The sequence below is a fragment of the Secundilactobacillus odoratitofui DSM 19909 = JCM 15043 genome, from assembly GCF_001434895.1.
GTDB classification, from domain to species: Bacteria; Bacillota; Bacilli; order Lactobacillales; family Lactobacillaceae; genus Secundilactobacillus; species Secundilactobacillus odoratitofui.
Genome location: NZ_AZEE01000029.1, coordinates 1 through 16,627, shown reverse-complemented (window position 1 = coordinate 16,627; position 16,627 = coordinate 1). Strand labels below are relative to the sequence as shown.

Below are 16,627 nucleotides of genomic sequence, written 5' to 3'. Positions count from 1 at the left end.
CATAGCAGTGACCACGCCACCCGACTGACGTAAAGCCGTAGGCGACAAACAACCCACTGAGTAGTATTTTTTACCAACAACAAAAATTAGTTCAAAAAAACTATTGACGAACAAAAGAATCAAGTGTACATTAAATAGCAATTAGAAAATGAAATTCGGATGGGAATAGTAAGCGATAAGACCTCACAAAGCGACCTGTGGCCAGTGAAAGGCAGGAGAGTGTTAAGTCGACGAATGAACCCAAATTGAAGGTTGGCCGTTCACGCGGTTAACTCGCAAGGATGCGTTACGATCCCAGACATCAACAGGTGTCGTTGAGGCGATTTATGCAAGTGAATCGCGAAAATGGGTGGTAACACGAGCGTTCGTCCCATACTAGCTAAATGCTGGTATGGGGCGAACGCTTTTTTGAATTTCGGACGCTATACACATATGACAAACGAGCTTGATAAAAATACACGACTAAAGGGGATTATCATTATGACAGAAAATAACGCATTGCACTTTGAAACGAAACAGGTTCACGCTGGCCAAGTGGTTGATGAAACGGGTGCACGTGCCGTGCCAATTTACCAAACCACGTCGTACGTCTTTAAGGATGCGGCCGAAGCTGCTGGTCGGTTTGCGTTAACGGATGCGGGGAATATCTACACCCGTTTGACCAATCCCACGACTGCCGTTGTTGAACAACGGGTTGCTGCCCTTGAAAACGGGACAGCCGGGGTCGCTTTAGCAACCGGTGCTGCCGCCGTAACTGCTGCGGTACAAAACATCGCCAATGCCGGTGATAATATTGTCGCTGCCAGCACACTCTACGGTGGGACTTATGATTTATTCAGTGTCACCTTACCCAAATTAGGCATCACAACGACCTTCGTTGATCCAGATGACCCACAAAATTTCGCGGCAGCCATCGACGATAATACCAAGGCATTGTACATTGAAACGATTGGCAATCCTGGTATCAACATCATTGATATCGAAGCTGTTGCTAAAATTGCACATGAACACGGCATCATTTTAATTGCCGATAACACGTTTGGCACCCCATACCTCATTCAACCGCTGGATCACGGCGTAGACGTTGTCGTCCATTCCGCCACCAAATTCATCGGTGGCCACGGCACAACTATGGGTGGCGTCATTGTGGAGAATGGCCAGTTCGATTATGCAGCCAGTGGCAAATACCCGGACTTCACCACGCCAGACCCAACCTACAACGGCATCGTGTGGAACGACCTGAAACCAGCTGCCTTCACCACTAAGGTTCGGGCCCAAACTTTGCGTGACACTGGGGCCGCCATCAGTCCATTTAACTCGTTCTTATTGATTCAGGGTCTTGAATCACTATCACTACGGGTTGAACGCCACGTGGCCAACACCGAAAAAATCACAGCATTTTTGAGCAACCATCCTAAAGTGGCGTGGGTCAACTATCCAAGCTTGAAAGATAGTAAGTACCATGCATTGGCTCAGAAATATTTTCCAAAGGGCACCGGTTCCATCTTCACGTTAGGTCTAAAGGGTGGCGAAGCAGCCGGCAAGAAACTGATTGAAAACTTGGACTTGTTCTCATTGCTCGCCAACGTTGGCGATGCCCACTCGTTGATCATTCACCCGGCTTCAACGACCCATGCGCAATTAAACGAAGAGCAATTGAAGCAAACGGGGATCACACCGGACTTAATTCGGATTTCGGTTGGGATTGAAAATGCGGATGATTTGATTGCTGATCTTAAGCAAGCGCTAGACAAAATTTAGGAAGTGCGTCAATTGAAGTGCCGATTTCTCAGATTGAACTATTGATTGACGAAATACTTTTAACGTCACGTGGTATCTTGCTACGTGGCGTTTTTTCATTACTGTCGCCTCCGGCCGCCAGCAGACTGGTTGGCGAGTAGTGGCTGTGGGACCGGGTTCAACCGCTTTGCGTTTTCACCCTCGAACCAGAGCCCAAAAGGCAGGTCTCTGATTCGTCCAATGATGTAAGGGTGAAGTAACCCAAGAAGAAGTACATTTCTTGCGTCACTTCACCCTAACATCATTTTTCACTGCCACCACCCGCCAACCAGTCTGCTTCTGGCACTACGGCTACTGAAGTTAATGAACAAGTATCGGACTTAACGGTGTACAGTTTGTCGAATAGTTGTCTTCCATGAGCTTCGACAAAGCCTAGAAACAAGACTTAGTACGTATTATTTCTAGGCTGGTTTTCTAATTTAATAGAAGCATTATGCGCACTATGTAACGAGAACGGAGGGTTAGCGGCCTTTTTTGGCTGCAGTGATAAGTACGACTTAGCGCGTTTCGCGCTTAGTCGTACTGGACGGTTATGAGACTGAACTTTGGGCTCATAACCGAAGCGGAAAACGCGGAGCGGTTGCAGCTGGTCCCACAGCAGCCGGAAAAGGCCGCTAACCCGGAGTGAAGTGACAGAACACGCAAGTGTTTCTTAGACTAAAAAAGGCCGCCTAAAAAGACAGCCAGAAAGTGAGCTACAAAGTAACTGAAAGAATCTTAACTTGATAATCACCATTGGGCGAAGCAATTGTGACCACGTCACCAACAGTGTGGTCGAGCAACGCCTTACCAATCGGCGACGACAGCGACACCTTGTTGGCGCCAATGTCAGCCTCAGGATTACCGACCAGTTCGAAAATTTCCTCAGAACCATCGTCTTGAAACTGCAACGTCACGTGTTTGCCGATTTCAATCACGGCATTGTCAGTGGGCGCATAAACTTGTGCGTACCGGAGTTGCTTGTCTAAAAAGCGCAGTCGGCTTTCGAGGTGACGTAAATCGCGTTTGGCGGCGCTGTACTCGGCGTTTTCAGATAAATCGCCCAAGGCGCGAGCGGCCGATAACGCTGCAATTTTAGCTGGGCGGTCTTGCTTGAGTGCCTCAATTTCCGCGGCGATTTTGTCATAACCTTGTTGTGTGACTTTGTTAAAATACGGTTGCATCCCTAATCATCCTTAAACGACTTGTGCACCCAACACGTGTTCGAAATGATCCAGTGCCCAGTCCTGACCAGCAGGGGTCAGAGCAGCCACAGCGTCTTTGTGCACAATAATCTTGTAATTTAAATTGTAGGCGTCAACGGCGGTGTGGAGCACACAGATATCGGTGCAGACACCGACTAAGTGTAAGGTGTCCACGTGCCGTTCACGTAAGCGCAGGTCCAAATCGGTCCCTGCAAAGGCACTATAACGCGTTTTGTCGTACATGTAAACGCGGCCGTCATCTTGGTGGGCCTCAAACCATGGCTTGAGATCGCCATAGAATTCGCGTCCCCAAGTCCCACGAACATTATGTGGGGGAAAGAGCTTTGATTCTGGATGATACGGATCGTTCGGCATATGGACATCGGTTGGTAAAATTACCCAGCCCCCGTCAGCTTCAGTTGCATCTGCGAGTGAAATAATTTCTGGTTCCAAAACTTGTCCGGGGCCGCCACAGGTCAAAGCCCCCTTATCGTGAACAAAATCGTTGGTGTAATCAATAATCAATAGTGCTTCATTAGCTGCCATTCTGATTCCCTCCGAGAAATTAAGACTGATGTTCAAACAAAAAATATCATGAGAAACGCCTACATGACGTGACGTTAACAGTACAATACGCTATGACAAGTTGGTCTGGCAAGTCAAAACGCTCGTCAATGACAAGTTATTTTCGGTAGAATCAAAAAGTTCGGGACTAGATTCATCGAAAGAGGCTTCGTTCCAATCATTGGCTAGTGTACAATTAGGGGTATGAATTAATGTGCCGTTTTTTTGGGGGTCAGTAATGGCTAACTTTTTAACGGTTGGGGTCGCCCTTAAACCAATAGTCGTTTATAATGCAATATGTGAGCGACCAGATTTGGGTAACTAATCGCTCGACAACCGTGCTGTTAACCGTGGCCAAGCCACTTTGCGATACGCAACAGCGCCAGTTCAGAACTAACTCACATAGACTAAACAACTGTGCTACATAATTAGTACAACAAACAATATAGGGAGGTGTTCGCGTGCCGAACACAATTCGCAACCGGATGCAGTTGCATCAGCAAAACATCCAATCTGTGCTCGCACAGGTTTTCAATCACCAACCAATTTCACGAATTGAAATTTCTCGGAATTTATCGCTTAATAAGTCCACTGTTTCTTCACTGTACAACGATTTAAAGGAGCAGGGGTACGTCGAAGAACTTGGGGAGGGTGCGGCTTCCACAGTTGGTGGCCGCAAGCCCGTGTTGATTGCTATCAATCGGCGGTACGGCTACACTATGAATTTTGACTTTGGCTACCGCCACTTGCACGTGATGCAAAACAACTTATCAGGCGACGTGATGGCGTACACGCAGGTGAACGTCAAAAATTTAACCATTAAAGAAATTTTGCCGCTAATCGATGAACAACTAAAAAAGGTCACCGGTTACGATCAGACCCGTCACGGTTTGTTAGGCATCAGCTTTGCGATTCATGGGACTGTGGATGACAATCAAGTGACCTACTCACCTTTCTTGGATATGGAAGATGTTAACTTGGCTGAGTATTTCGAAACCAAGTATCAAGTACCGGTATTGCTAGAAAACGAAGCCAACGCAGCGGCTGTTTACGAACGCGACTTTAACGATCCTGGCCACACGGTGAACAATGCGGTGACAATCAGTATTCACCGAGGCATCGGGGCCGGTTTGATTATCAACCAGCGCTTATACCGTGGTACTCACGGTGAAGCCGGTGAAATTGGCCGTTCACTACGAATTGGGTCAAACGTCGTGTCAGCACCAAAGAAGGTCGAAGATTACTGTTCAGAAGATGCAATCATTAACCAAATCAGCGAGGCAAAGGCTAATATTCCGCTAAACCGCCAGGACGTGGTGAAGTTATTTAAGCAAGACGATGATGTCACTAAGCGGGCGTTAGCGGCCTTTGCGGATAACGTTGGGAAGATCATTATTAATACCGCCAACAGCTTTGATCCGGACGCGGTTTTCTTGAACTCACCGCTAATTGAGGCGTTGCCAGAGTTGATGCCAAGTATTGAAATGGCGTACCAGCGGATGGTGACTTCGGCATCGATTCCAATCAAGGTGACTAAGAATTCGCACTATGCGACCCTCTTAGGCGGGTGCGCATTGGTAACGCGTGAAGTCCTTGAAATGGAAGATTTCCAACTGAATTTTGCAGCGCAAGAAGCGCTTTAAGCACCAACGGCCGAGGCAAGCTCATGGGGAGCTTGGTCGGCCGTTACATATTGTGTAAGGGGGATCAGCTGACTTGAATATGACGATGAATCTGCAGTTACTCACCTGGCCGCTTTTAGCGACCCAAATTATCATTTCAAGTCTATTTATGGCGGGCTTCATCTCGATTTACCAAGAGCTAGGCCACGTTGTTGAACAACAGACCAGTCACATGAAACGGTTTGCGGGACGTTGGCTGTTGCTACTGGCCTCAATTGGAATCGGCACGCTATTTCATTTAATGGGTTATCACGTCGTTCTTAACGCGATGATGTTTCACAACATGGGACTATTCCTGCTGGTATTTACCTTGTTTGACACGGATATGGCTTGGTGGGAGTTTGGGACACGCATAGTTGCGCTACTAGCGGTTTGGTCCATGCACCATGCGGGTAATTTTGACCGACCACAGTTTGCCATTTCAATCGTGCTATTACTGATTGGCGTTGGCATGATGTGGTGGTACGGGAAGCGTCTGCGTTACCGGCGTTGGTTCAACATTGGGATGATGTTTTACATGGCGATGGCGTTTTGGCTGTTACTCCCGCGTTTTTCTGCCGGGATTGAAATGAGCACTAAGATTGCTTGGCAAGCGATTCTAATGTTTATGGTGATGGACATTGTCGCCACCAGTTACTGGGTGCACCGCTACCACGTTGGCCAAGTGAATGCGCGAATTGCCCACTCAGCTAACTACGACGCGTTGACTAACGCTAAGAGTTACACCCTATATCAGGAAGAAATCACACATTTATTTAATTTAGCCCAGCAAAATCACGAAGCCTTAACATTGGCAACGCTGGATGTGGACCACTTCAAACAAATCAACGATACCTATGGGCATTTGGCGGGTAACGCGGTGTTGTCTGGTGTAGCTGAAACGCTAATGAACGTGCTCAAGGAGAGTGGCGATGATCGCTACTTGTACCGAACCGGTGGCGAAGAATTCACCATTTTATTTCAGAATCGGTCCGCCGAACAAGTTCGATCAATGGTCCAAACTATCTGGCAAGCAGTTCGTGAACAACGCTTCGACTACCGTGGCTACGATGTGAAGGTCACGGTTTCGATTGGGGTAACCGCGATGACTCATGAGTCGGATACAGTTGAAAATCTGTATCGTCGCGCAGATGATAGCCTTTATCAAAGCAAACGAAACGGGCGGGATGCGGTCACCATTGACGGGCAGACGCTGGGTGGCAAACAGCACGATACGACTGTGGCAACCTATGTGTTCTCCCCGCAACGGGTGGTTAAGCCCATGAATGGTAAGCTAGATTGCATGGCAAGTGAGTTGTTAGTACGGTATTACGATTATGCGCACAAGCGGTGGGTGGAACCCGGCTACTTCTTCGTGACCGTTGCGACTCAATTGCGGATGCTAGCTTACCTGATTAAAGAGACCCAGTTTGACACGGTAATCGTAAACTTGAACGAATTTCAGTTTCAATCAGAGCAAACCCTTGTCTTGCTGGAAACATTTAGAAGACAACACCCTAGTTTGGCCAACATTGTGATTGAAATGCAGCGGATGCCATCACGCGATGTTTTGATTGACTTGGCACCTAAGTATCACCAGTTACAGGTTCAGCTGGTGATTGATACCATTACGGCCACATCTAAAGCACACGAATTTGACGCCGTGTTACACTACGTTGATGGTTTGAAATTCAGTTTGAAAACCCAGGAAACCCATCAGCAAAAGGTCCGCGATGCGCTGGTCGTGTGGTCAGAGGTTGCTCACCAAAACGGGTTGTATCTGATTGTTAAGGGCATTGAAAACCAGCAGGAGGTTGACTGGTTAGTTGAAAATCAGTTAGCGGATTACCTGCAGGGTTATTTCTTCGATCGACCTGTTTTGCCGCGAATTGAATAAGTTGTTGTTCGTTGCACCTAATCTCTGTTGTTGAGATTGGGTGCTTTTTGCGTTGTTGTGTTAAGGCCGCCTCCGGCCGCCAGTCGTTGCTGGGACCTGTGGCTGTGGGACCGGCTGCAGCCGCTACGCGTCTTCCGCCTCGCTCCTGAGCCTGAAGGGCAAGTCTCAGGAGCGTCCAATGTTGTAAGGCCGAAGCAAGCCACGATGGGGCCGTGACTTACTTCGACCTAACAACATTTTCCACTGTCACAGCTCCCAGCAACGACTGGCGACGCTACGGCTTACGTAGTAGTGATTTATAGCCACGTTAGAGATTGCGTGAATTTATTTAATCGCAGTATAGCGTTGTAAATTATTGGATTAAGCAATGATTATGGCGTATTCAAGTTCATCAAAAGTATACAGTGCCTATTTAATAATAGGTGCATTTGATTAGTGCCATTCACTTCAAAAGGTGAAATATATATGGCTAATCAGCTTCTATGCATGCACCTATTTTTCAATAGGTACTGTATTAAAAAACAATAACTGACGATCCAAGTGTATCAATGTGAAGTACTGTCATGTAGCAGTGTCACTCAACTGATGATGTAACGTAACGGAGGGCTAGTGAACTTTGCTGGCTGCACTGATACGTCTGACTTTGCGCGTTTCGCGCTTAGTCAGACTGGACGTCTTTGAGCCTAGCGAAGTTTGCTAGGCTCAAAGACGAGTCGTAAAACGCGAAGCGGTTGAAGACGGTCCCAGAGCAGTCGGCAAAGGTCGCTAGACCGGAGTGAAGTGACCGTGATGCGAAACTAGCATAGTTAACCTCAGCTTGATAAGCAAGTCTCCCAAAGAAAAGAAGTTTCAGTAAAATTTTAGTCCATTGAAAGCCCGTAACAACAGGGACTCAACGAAACAATCAAAAGTATTTTACATGGAAGGGGTTGCAATTTTAGATGTAAGCGCTATACTATGACTTGTGAGTTGGTTGTTTGAACAAACTAATTGAATTTAACTTTAAAAAATTTTGAGGAGGCTGTTTCAATGGCTGAAGAATTATGGGACATGAAGAATATTGAATACGTTGGCAACAAAGGTAATGGTTCAGGTGCTGAATTTCATTACTACAACCCTGACGAAGTAATCGCAGGTAAGAAGATGCGTGACTGGCTTCGCTTCTCAGTTGCTTACTGGCACACATTTGACCAACGTTTGGTTGACCCATTCGGTGATGGTACTGCTATTCGTCCTTACGACAAGTACAGTGATCCAATGGACAGTGCTTTAGCTAAGGTTGATTACGCTTTTGAATTCTACCGTAAGCTCGGTGTTGATTACTTAGCCTTCCATGATCGTGACTTAGCGCCAGAAGGTGACACTTTACGTGAAACCAACGCTAACTTGGACAAAGTTGTTGACCGGATCGTTGAATACCAAAAGACCACTGGGATGAAGGTATTATGGAACACTTCAAACATGTTCACTAACCCTCGTTTCGTTGCCGGTGCTGGTACTTCACCATACGCTGACATCTTTGCTTACTCAGCTGCTCAATTGAAGCACAGTCTTGAAATTGGTAAGCGTGTCGGCTCTGAAAACTATGTCTTCTGGGGTGGTCGTGAAGGTTACGAATCACTTTGGAACACTGACATGAAGCTTGAACAAGAACATGCTGCAAAGCTGTTCCACATGTCAAAGGACTACGCTAACGAAATTGGTTACGATGCACAAATGTTGCTTGAACCAAAACCAAAGGAACCAACGACTCATCAATACGACTTTGATGCTGCTACTACCATTGCCTTCATGAAGGAATACGGTTTGGACAAAGACTTCAAGTTGAACCTTGAAGGTAATCATGCCAACTTGGCAGGTCACACTTACCAACACGAAGTTCGCGTTGCCCGTGAAGCCGGCTTACTTGGTTCATTGGATGCTAACCAAGGCGACAAGTTAATTGGTTGGGACATTGATGAATATCCTTCAAACTTGTACGAGACCACTGCCGTTATGACAGAAGTCCTCAAAGAAGGTAGCATTGGCCCTCGTGGTGGTTTGAACTTCGATTCAAAGCCTCGTCGTTCATCATTTGAAGCTAACGACTTGTTCTACGGCCACATCGTAGGTATGGATAGCTTTGCTGCCGGCCTCCGTGTTGCTGCTAAGATGCAAGAAGACGGCTACCTTGATAACCTTGTTGCCGATCGTTACAGCTCATACAAGAGTGGTATCGGTGCTGATATCGAATCAGGCAAGGCAACTATGGCTGACCTTGAAAACTACTCACTTGACAAGACCCAAGCTGAATTACGTGCTGCTACGAGTTCAGATCACTTGGAACAAGTTAAGGACACGATTAACCACTACATCGTAAACACTTTAGGTAAATAATTTTACGATTTGACGAAGCAGCCAGTAGACCTCATTGTCTGCTGGCTGCTTTTGCTATTACTATGCTACGTTACAATCGTGATAGCGCAGTAGTACCATGAAAAGTATTTTATATAATAGAAGAAAACTTTCATTTTGGCTGTCAGTCATATTTGAAAAACATTATTAAACTAACCAATAATTAAAGGAGTACACCATCATGAACGAATACGTTTTAGGCGTTGACCTTGGGACCAGTGCCGTTAAGGTTTCCGCTATGAATCGCGAGGGCGAGATCGTTGCCCAACAAAGTTACGATTATCCACTGATTCAGGCGCGTCCTGGGTACAGTGAACAAAACCCTGAAGACTGGGTTTCAGGTACAACGGTTGCCATTGTGCGTCTGATTTTGAACGATCATATTAAGGCTGAAGAAATTTCAGGGATCAGTTTTTCTGGTCAAATGCACGGGTTGGTTTTACTGGATGAAAACAACCAAGTGTTACGTCCGGCCATTTTGTGGAACGATACACGGACCACGAAGCAGCGTGAAGAAATCGAAGCCAAACTTGGTGATGAATTCGTTGAAATTACGAAGAACCAGCCACTGGAAGGTTTCACACTCCCTAAGATGTTATGGGTAAAGGAAAATGAACCAAATATTTGGGAAAAAGCTAAGACTTTCTTACTCCCTAAAGACTACGTTCGTTACCGCATGACCGGCAACCTAGCCATGGATTATTCCGATGCAACCGGGACGGTGTTATTGGACGTGAAGACCGGTGACTGGAGTAAGACAATCTGTGAAGCCTTTGATATTCCAACCAGCATGTGCCCACCTTTGATGCGGTCAATTGATTCTGCTGGTAAAATTTCAGACAGTTACGCCATTTTCTCTGGCCTAGATACGCACACGGAAGTCTTCGGTGGCGCTGCTGACAACGCTGCTGGTGCGGTTGGTGCAGGTATTCTGTCACCCAACATGGTCCTTTCAAGTATCGGGACCTCTGGTGTGGTTTTGAAATACGAGGAAGACCCAACTGTTGACTACCATGGTGTCTTGCAGTTCGAAGATCACGCCATTCCTGATTCATACTACTCAATGGGTGTGACGCTAGCTGCCGGTTATTCACTGAACTGGTTCAAGCGGACGTTTGCCCAAGACGTTTCATTTAACGACATGGTGGCCAGTGCTGCCAAATCAACGGTAGGGGCCAACGGCTTGTTGTACACGCCTTACATCGTGGGTGAGCGGGCACCATACGCGGATGCTGACATTCGTGGGAGCTTTACTGGTGTAGACGGTACCCATCAGAAGTATGATTTTGTTCGTGCTGTGTTGGAAGGTATCATCTTCTCATTCCGCGACATCATGGATATTTATGACGAACACAACAATGATTTTGACACTGTCGTTGCCATTGGTGGCGGCGCAAAGAGTGAACTCTGGCTCCAAATTCAAGCTGATATTTTCAACAAGAAGGTTGTCAGCTTGACCAACGAGCAAGGGCCTGGCATGGGTGCTGCTATGATGGCGGCAGTCGGTTTGGGCTGGTTCAAAGATTTCCAAGAATGTGCCGAGAAATTTGTGCACTTCGGCAAAGCTTACCTGCCTAACCCTGAAAATGCCAAGAAATACGATACATTACACAAAATCTACGCAAAGGTGTACGCACAAACCAAAGAGATCAGTCACGAGTTACTGGACTATCGACGGGAAAATGATTAGGAAATAAGGTGCGAAGCAATGCGCCTAGAGATTAGTGTATAAAGCGGCCCCATATAGATCCTGATTCTGGATTTGTATGGGGCCGTTTTTATCTGTAAATGATTGTTTTGAGTAGCCTGATTCTGTGAGGAAGTAGAGATACATGTCCGAAAAATTAAAAATAAGTATAGGTAAGTAATTAATAACTTACCTATAAATAAAGGATAATTAGTTTAACTTATATAAAAAGAACTTAATGGGGTTAATTAAATTGGCGTGTTAGTTAACCCTATATAATAAATTTTTTTAAAAACTTTACAAAACAGGATACTTAAAAGAATTAAAAAGAAATAGGTGCACGTGCACTTATTTATGAAACGCCGGGCTTTATACGCCCGTAAGCAAACACCGATTTTAAAAATTAAGGTAACATTTATGAAAAAAATTTCGCTGATTTCCGAATTATTTTCATTAGACAAATATGGTTGATAATTAATAATTTATAAGATATATTTAGTTACATAAAGGGGGAATTTACTTTGGAGAAAGACTATAGAAAAGTCTCAAAGAACAACGGATTAATCCGTCAAGAAAAAGAGCAAACTAGCTTTAAGATGTATAAAGCGAAAACGGTTTGGCTCTTTGCTGGGATGTTTATGTTAGCCACCTTGGGGATGGGAACGTCAGTCGCACAAGCCGACACGACGGCCTCAAGCACTAGCGATGAGAACACAAGTAGTACCGATGGGGTTCAAAGTTCAGCGTCAACCACAAATGCACAATCGGTTGCACTGAAAACTAGCAGTACAGCAGTAACAACACCTGCAGCTGATGCAAATTCTGCAACAGCTACAACTAATGCCAACGACACTGCATCTGCTAGTGCCGATTCTTCAGCTACGCAAACAGCTGATCAATCGAAACAAACGACTACTGCTGCAACTGACAACAGTAGTGCTGCATCAAACGATAGTAGTGCGGCTAAGACAGCCAGTGATATCACGAAGGCTGATTCAACGAGCACAGCTACTAGCGCTAAGACTGGTAATGATGCGGTTAAGGCGGCTGTAAATGCCTCAACACAAGCCAGTGGTCTCACAGGTCAGATTGTTGAATCAGTTGATAACTCAACTGATGGCTTAACAATCGTGACTGATACGGTTCAAGTGACCGGCGACACAGCATCAGAAACAACCTCCCAATCTGCTTCTGATACGGCTAAGACGGCTAACACCGGGGTAGCTGCACAAGTTGCTGCCCTGAATACCACGTTAGCTGCCGCGGTAACGTCGGCACCAAACGTCACGACCTTGGTTAACCCTAGCAACCAACAAATCGAGGATGCTAAGGCTGCCGCTGTTGCGCTTTATAAGCGGACCGGCGTTGCCCAAACCATTAACGTGGTTTCTGCGGTTGTTGCAGATCCAACCAGCGCACAATATAAGGCTGGTTATTCGGCCGCGGCTGCAGACTTACAGGGTAACAAGGGCTATGCTACGCTTTCGTCGATTGGTAATGCACTTGGTAGTGTTGTTATTGGCTATCAAATGCTAGGTGACCTTTTTGATTTAGGTAAGGTCTATGAAGTCGGTCGAATTGCCAATGGCGCTGATGTCTCAAAAGACATTTTTTACAATGTTACCGGCGTTCAACAACAAGACAAAGGCGGGTTGCTTAACCTCGTAAATCAAAACCAGGTGACTGGACTTAATATTTCAAACTTTGCCAAGACAACAACGCCATATGGCATTGATGTTACTAACTTTAGCTCATGGCTAATTAATACGGCTTCTAATAATTCAGACGCCCAGTACCAAGAGGGATACAAGGCGTTTATCAAGCAATGGGCTGCAGCTACAGATGTTTATTATGATAGTTTGGCCGGTGGCATGGGCGATAATGCTACTTCGTATGCTAATTCTATTCAATACAATTACGCCAAGGATGGTACGACGATTCCACTTCCAATCGGTAACACACTTGGAATTGGGGAAACGTCAGTTAATAAAAAACTTTCGGATGATTATAAAGGTGCATATGCTATCTACACGGGTGCAACTGCAGCTGCAATCGCGTCACTGAGTGATCCTACTTCGTTGGCATACACAACCAACGCTGCTGCGATTAAGGCGATTTCACAGAATATGAATGATTTAACCAAAGTTTGGGATTACTATATTCCGTTATTCCAACCATTGATTCAATCATATTTACAACGTTCGATTTTGAGTAACCCGGTCTCATTGGCCGGTCAAAATGACTTTGATGTGCAATTCTTGAATGATGGCACAACATTTGCAGATATCACCTTTACCATTATGAATGGGTTTAACTATGGGTACCAAGGCGCTATTAAAATTGGTGATTGGTTAGGTCCAATCAACTTCCCACAAGAAATTTTCTCAGAATACGTTACAAAAGTGTACACCGCGATCCGTGCCGCAATCGAACGTGTTGATTATGTGGCTGGTATTGACGGTGAAAACGATTATTTGAATGATTATTTGAACGCTGCTAATTCCATTACGGATAATAATGGTACGTTTACAACCACAAATAATGTTAATACTTCCAATAAATTGGACTTCACAACTTACACTGGCACTGCTAATACGACCCTATCTCATGATGGTGTCTACCGCATGTCTGATAAGTATTTGAGCCAAATTAAGCAGGCAGCTTTGACTGCTGCTGTAAATGGTCAACAGGAAGATGCAAGTCAGTTCTACCTAAGCGAAGCCAATACAGGTTCGGATGCCATTATCAACGGGTGGAATGGTCAGGTTAAGGATTACAATGATAAATTGAGCCCAACTAACAGTCTCATTAACTCAATCTACGACGCTGAATACAAAGCGGTCACCCAAGCCATTTATGACTACAATAACGGCGGTCAGATGAAGAGTTACCAGATTACTCAAAAAGCATTGAATGATGGTACTTACACCAATGAATTGGAAACTGTCGCAGACGGTACTGCCGGACAATTTGTATGGCAGAACCCTGCAGCAACAAATGATTCAAAGAGTTGGTACACTAGTCAAATCGGCAGTACGCAAGACTACGGGACAGTTTCACCGTACACGATTAATATTGCTGATTACCAAAACATGTTTGAGCTTTTGCAAAATGCTACCCCTGAAAAAGCCACTGCTACCATTAACTATGTGACTGCGGATGGCGATGTTGTCAGCAGCACGAGTATCGTTGGTAATGTTGGTGACGCCAAGACTTACACAGTTGTGGTACCTACTAACTATTTGATTGACGATGCTGCTCACCCAGCTGGTTCAACGATTAATTTGAATTTGACTGCTGCAGGTGAAACCATCAAGATTCAAGTGAAGTCAGATACCTTCACACCAACTCACCCAGGTCAAGGACAAGGCCTAACCGCTAACTATCTGAATGGTACGGTAAATGAAGTACTTTCATATAATCTACCTGGTGGTACCCGAAATGTCACAGTGCTCAATACTGCAGATGGTGTTGGCAAGACAGTGACGACTGTAACGACCAAGGACGCTTCTGGCAAGACAATTACTGTCACAGTGCCAAATGATCATGACCTTGGCACAGTAAACGTCTATCGGACTGCCAGCCTTGTTAAGGGCAAGATTGTCTACACTAACTGGACCACGGATGCTAGCGGTGTGTCGACCGGGGCCGATACATTGTTTGATGGTTATACTGGTGATCCATTAGCAGTATTATCTGCAGATGATAAAGCCCTTGTTGGTACCAAAATTGGCAAAATTACGGGAACTACCGTGCAAACTGGCGTTACATTGACACCTGGCTTGCAAAACGTTGTTCCGCAACAAACTTTAACAACTGCTGATAATACAACTGTCACGGCTTCTCAATTGTATAACGTTGCTGTGACTAACCCATCGCTAACTGGTGACAATGCGGTCGATGCCAATAACATGTATTTGGGGCAAGACCCTCAAGAGTCCTTCACAGTTGCCCGTAACGTTGTCCTCTCAGTTAAGCCAGAAGCTTCAAATCCTAAAATGACGGCGAACCCAGATGACGATGATTACACTGTTACAGCTGACATCAGCTTTGGTGGCGACACACCAGACACGACCTTGAAAGTTTCAGTTACTAATGCTGATAACTCTAAAACGTTTGCTACTGGTACGGTTACCCCAAGTCTAGATGCAGATGGTAACCAAATTAACGATGCTAACGGCAACCCAGTTTACACCGTTAAAATGACTGTACCTGGTGATTCAGTTACAGCCGGTGAAACATTACTAGTCGTGCCTGATGGTGGGGACGCAGTGATGGTAACTGTGCCGACTGAAGTGAACGATTTAAAGATCACACCAAATTCTGAAGGTAATTTCACGTTAACTGGTAAAGCAACTGCAAATACTGAGGTTACCATCACGTTACCATCTAAAGTGGCACTTACAACTACTTCAAATGCAAATGGTGACTTCTCAATGAACTTGCCGGCTGGTACTGCTGATGACGAAGTTAAACCAGGCGACGTGATTACAGTGACACCAAAGGGTGGTGCTGCTAAAACGATTACTGTGCCACAACAATTTGCCGTTACAAGCACAACTCATGACACGACAACTGACGGCTATACCGTTACTGGTACCGCCGCACCAGGTGCCACGGTTAGTTTGACAGACCAAAATGGCAATCCAGTTACTGGTAAAGACGGTAAGGCAATTACTGGTACCGCTGATAGTGCTGGTAACGTTACACTAAATATTCCAGCAGGAATGTTTAAACCAGCTGATACGACGTACGTTACCTCTGAAGGAACTACGCCAACTAAAGTGACGTTACCAAATGATGTTACTGGTGCTAAGATTACGCCAAACACTGGCGCAGATGGCACTAATGATGGCACTTACAAGGCGACAGGATTGGCAAAGCCAAACACTATCGTCACATTGACTGATAAAGATGGCAAGGCTATCTTGGATGGCGACGGAAACGAAGTTACTGGTCCTAGTGACAGCAATGGTTCAGTGACGGTTAACATTCCAGCTGGTGTTGTAACGCCAGGGGAAACCGTTTACCTGACGGATGATGATGCTACACCTTCACCAGTTGTTGTCCCATCAGATATGACTGGTGTGACTGTTATGCATAATGACACTGATAAAGGCTATGATGTGACTGGAACAGCAACTCCTGGTACCACGGTAACCTTGACTGATGTCAATGGTGACCCAATCCTTGGCGCTGATAAGCAACCAATTAAGGTTAAGGCAGATTCAAAGACTGGTGCCTTTACAGCTACTATCCCTGATGGCAATGTAGCGCCAGGCGCAGTTGTGAATGTTACGGCTGGTACTGGTGATGCTGCTGTCACGACTCAAGTTACGATGCCTAATGATGTGATTGGCGCAGAAATTACTAAGGGTACGGATGATGATTACACGGTAACTGGCCAGACAACGCCAAGCACTAACGTAACGATCAAGGA

At 45.6% G+C, this 16,627-nt stretch carries 8 protein-coding genes; 6 read left to right on the top strand and 2 right to left on the bottom strand.

From position 1 onward, the window contains the following. Positions 1 to 480 precede the first annotated feature (480 nt). Entirely contained in the window at positions 481 to 1,761 is a 1,281-nt protein-coding gene (locus tag FD04_RS08300; protein ID WP_056948231.1) for an O-acetylhomoserine aminocarboxypropyltransferase/cysteine synthase family protein, read from the top strand. A gap of 734 nt (positions 1,762 to 2,495) precedes the next feature. Here the strand turns inward: FD04_RS08300 and greA are convergent. Further along, positions 2,496 to 2,963 carry a transcription elongation factor GreA gene (greA, locus tag FD04_RS08295; protein ID WP_054700469.1) on the bottom strand — a complete coding sequence of 156 codons (468 nt, stop codon included), beginning with the start codon at positions 2,961 to 2,963 and terminating at the stop codon, positions 2,496 to 2,498. A gap of 12 nt (positions 2,964 to 2,975) precedes the next feature. Further along, entirely contained in the window at positions 2,976 to 3,530 is a 555-nt protein-coding gene (locus tag FD04_RS08290) for a cysteine hydrolase family protein (RefSeq protein WP_056948229.1), read from the bottom strand. Positions 3,531 to 4,009: 479 nt separating this feature from the next. Between FD04_RS08290 and FD04_RS08285 the strand changes: the two genes are divergently transcribed. The 5 genes from FD04_RS08285 to FD04_RS08265 all read left to right on the top strand — a co-directional run. Further along, positions 4,010 to 5,191, top strand: a complete 1,182-nt coding sequence (locus tag FD04_RS08285) for an ROK family transcriptional regulator (protein WP_235805675.1) — start codon at positions 4,010 to 4,012, stop codon at positions 5,189 to 5,191. Between the two features lie 79 nt (positions 5,192 to 5,270). Then, a complete protein-coding gene (locus FD04_RS08280) occupies positions 5,271 to 7,106 on the top strand; it encodes a sensor domain-containing diguanylate cyclase (protein WP_235805686.1) in 1,836 nt (611 codons plus the stop codon). A 1,029-nt stretch (positions 7,107 to 8,135) separates the two neighbouring features. Next, a complete protein-coding gene (gene xylA, locus FD04_RS08275) occupies positions 8,136 to 9,482 on the top strand; it encodes a xylose isomerase (protein WP_054700478.1) in 1,347 nt (448 codons plus the stop codon). Positions 9,483 to 9,681: 199 nt separating this feature from the next. Further along, the gene (gene xylB, locus FD04_RS08270; protein WP_056948227.1) at positions 9,682 to 11,190 is read left to right on the top strand and encodes a xylulokinase; all 1,509 of its coding nucleotides are present in this window, start codon (positions 9,682 to 9,684) and stop codon (positions 11,188 to 11,190) included. A gap of 518 nt (positions 11,191 to 11,708) precedes the next feature. Beyond that, a partial coding sequence (locus FD04_RS08265; protein WP_156660427.1) for a KxYKxGKxW signal peptide domain-containing protein occupies positions 11,709 to 16,627 on the top strand: 4,919 nt, incomplete at its 3' end.